This window comes from Shewanella sp. GXUN23E (assembly GCF_050865035.1).
In the GTDB taxonomy this organism is placed as follows: Bacteria; Pseudomonadota; Gammaproteobacteria; order Enterobacterales; family Shewanellaceae; genus Shewanella.
In genome coordinates this window covers 1-2,572 of sequence record NZ_JBOZWP010000043.1, presented here as the reverse complement: position 1 = coordinate 2,572, position 2,572 = coordinate 1, and the positions used below count along the sequence as shown (strand labels likewise).

Below are 2,572 nucleotides of genomic sequence, written 5' to 3'. Positions count from 1 at the left end.
CGGCAATGTGCTGTTCAGTGGCCCGATCACCCAGGCGATGCTGGATAATGGTCTGAGCCTGAGTGTGGATGCACCGGCGACTGGCAGCACCCTCACCGTGACCGCCAATGTGCTGGATGCCGCCGGTAACAGCGCCAGTGGCTCTGACACTGCAGTACTCGATTACGGCAGCAGCGCCCCTGCGGCACCGACAGTCACCATTACTGAGGATGCCAACAACGACGGCTACATCAATGACGGTGAGCTGGTTGGTCAGGTAGATATCACCGTTGAGCTCGGAGCCGGCACCGCAATAGGCGACACCATTGTGGTCATAGATCAGGATGGAAATATCATCTACTCAGGCCCGGTCACTCAGGCGATGCTGGATGATGGTCTCAACCTTGCAATTGATCCACCGGCCAGTGGCACCACACTGGAAATCACGGCAACTGTCACAGATCCCGCGGGCAATACCGCTACCGGCGATGCCAGCGCCCTGATCGACACCAGCGGTGGCACTCCTGCAATTGGTTCACCGACTGTCACCATAGATGAAGACACCAATGGTGATGGCTACATCAATGATGATGAGCTGGACGGCCAAATCGACATTACTGTCGAATTGGGTGAAGGCACATCAGTCGGCGACACTCTGGTGGTCACGGATCAGGATGGCAATGAGCTGTTTAACGGCACAGTCACCCAGGATATGCTGGATAACGGCCTGCCATTGACGATTGATGCGCCGGCAACCGGCACCACACTGGAGGTCACGGCAACTGTCACCGACAGCAGTGGTAATACCGCCAGCGGCTCCGCTGATGCAGTGCTTGACTATGGTGCAGGAGCCCCATCAGCGCCAACGGTCACCATTACCGAAGACACCAACAATGACGGTTATATCAGTGACGATGAGTTGTCAGGCCAGATCGATATCAACATCACGCTGGGCAGCGGCACAGAGGTTGGCGATACCATTGAAGTCACTGATCAAAACGGCACAGTGATTTACTCCGGTCCTGTCACTCAGGATATGCTGGACAACGGTTTGAATGTCACCATTGATCCGCCGGCGACCGGTACCAATCTGGAAATCACGGCCACTGTCACCGATCCGGCCGGTAACACCGCCAGCGGCTCAGAGAATGCGATTCTGGATTACGGCAGTAGCGCTCCGGCGTCTCCGACTGTCACTATCACCGAAGATGCCAACAACGACGGCTACATCAACAACGCCGAACTCAGTGGCAATATTGACATCACTGTGACGCTGGGCGCAGGTACTGCAGTGGGAGACTCCCTCACTGTCACCGATCAGGATGGCAATACGCTGTTCAGCGGTACAGTGACCCAAACCATACTGGACAATGGGTTGAGCGTCACCATGACGGCGCCCGCCACAGGTAACGGTATCCAGATCACTGCCACAGTGACAGATCCGGCTGGTAACAGCGCCAGTGGCAGCGATGCCGCCACGCTGGACTACGGAGTCGGCAGCGGAGCACCTGCTGCTCCGACGGTCACTATCACCGAAGACGCCAACAATGATGGCTACATCAATGATGGCGAGCTCAGTGGTCAGGTAGGCATCAGTATCACTCTGGGCTCAGGCACTGCAGTTGGTGATACCATTGTGGTCACCGATCAGGCTGGCAATGTGCTGTTCAGCGGCCCGGTCACCCAGACCATGTTGGATAACGGCCTGTCACTGGCCATCAATCCACCGGCAAGCGGCACCACGCTGGAGATTACCGCGACTATCACTGATCCGGCCGGCAACAGCGCCACTGGCTCAGACAGCGCCACTCTGGATTATGGCGTGGGCAACGATGCACCGGCGCAACCAACAGTCACTATTACCGAAGACACCAACAATGACGGCATCATCAACGCCGGCGAATTGAATGGTGACATAGGAATTACAGTCACTTTGGGAGCGGGCACAGAGGTTGGTGACACGCTGGTTGTCACCGATCAGGCAGGCACAATACTGTTCAGCGGCACGGTTACTCAAGCCATGCTGGACAATGGCTTGTCCCTGTCCATGACCGCACCGGCTGAAGGAACTGACATCAAAGTCACCGCAACAGTGACAGATATTGCAGGCAATACTGCATCTGGTTTGGATGTCGCGACACTGGATACCGTTGCCAATACTTCAGCACCAACAGTCACCGTGCTGGACGATACCAACAATGATGGCGTGATCAACGCCAGCGAATTGGGTAACGATGATGTTCAGTTGAGCGTATCGATTGACCACAGCCAACTGATCTTAGGCGGTCAAATCAACCTGACCATCAGCAATGGCAACACCACTTCTGATGTCACTCTGACCTGGAATGGCAGCAACCTGACAGCCAGCGATGGCCGCAGTTACAGCTATGATGCCAATACCGGCACCATTACCTGGACAGAGGTTGTCGCCGATGGCGATACCATTACAGTCACCGCAACCCAGACAGATCTGGATGGCAATACTTCCTCTTCCGGCAGTGATTCAGCGCTGGTTGATACAGCAGCCAACACCAGTGCTCCGACCGTCACCGTGCTGGACGATACCAACAATGACGGCGTCATCAACGCCACC

The 2,572-nt window shown here is 55.9% G+C and carries 1 protein-coding gene; it reads left to right on the top strand.

The annotated features are described in order from the left end of the window. Positions 1 to 2,572 (top strand): beta strand repeat-containing protein (locus ACRRUX_RS20460; protein ID WP_432534087.1); only part of this gene is annotated, 2,572 nt, incomplete at both ends.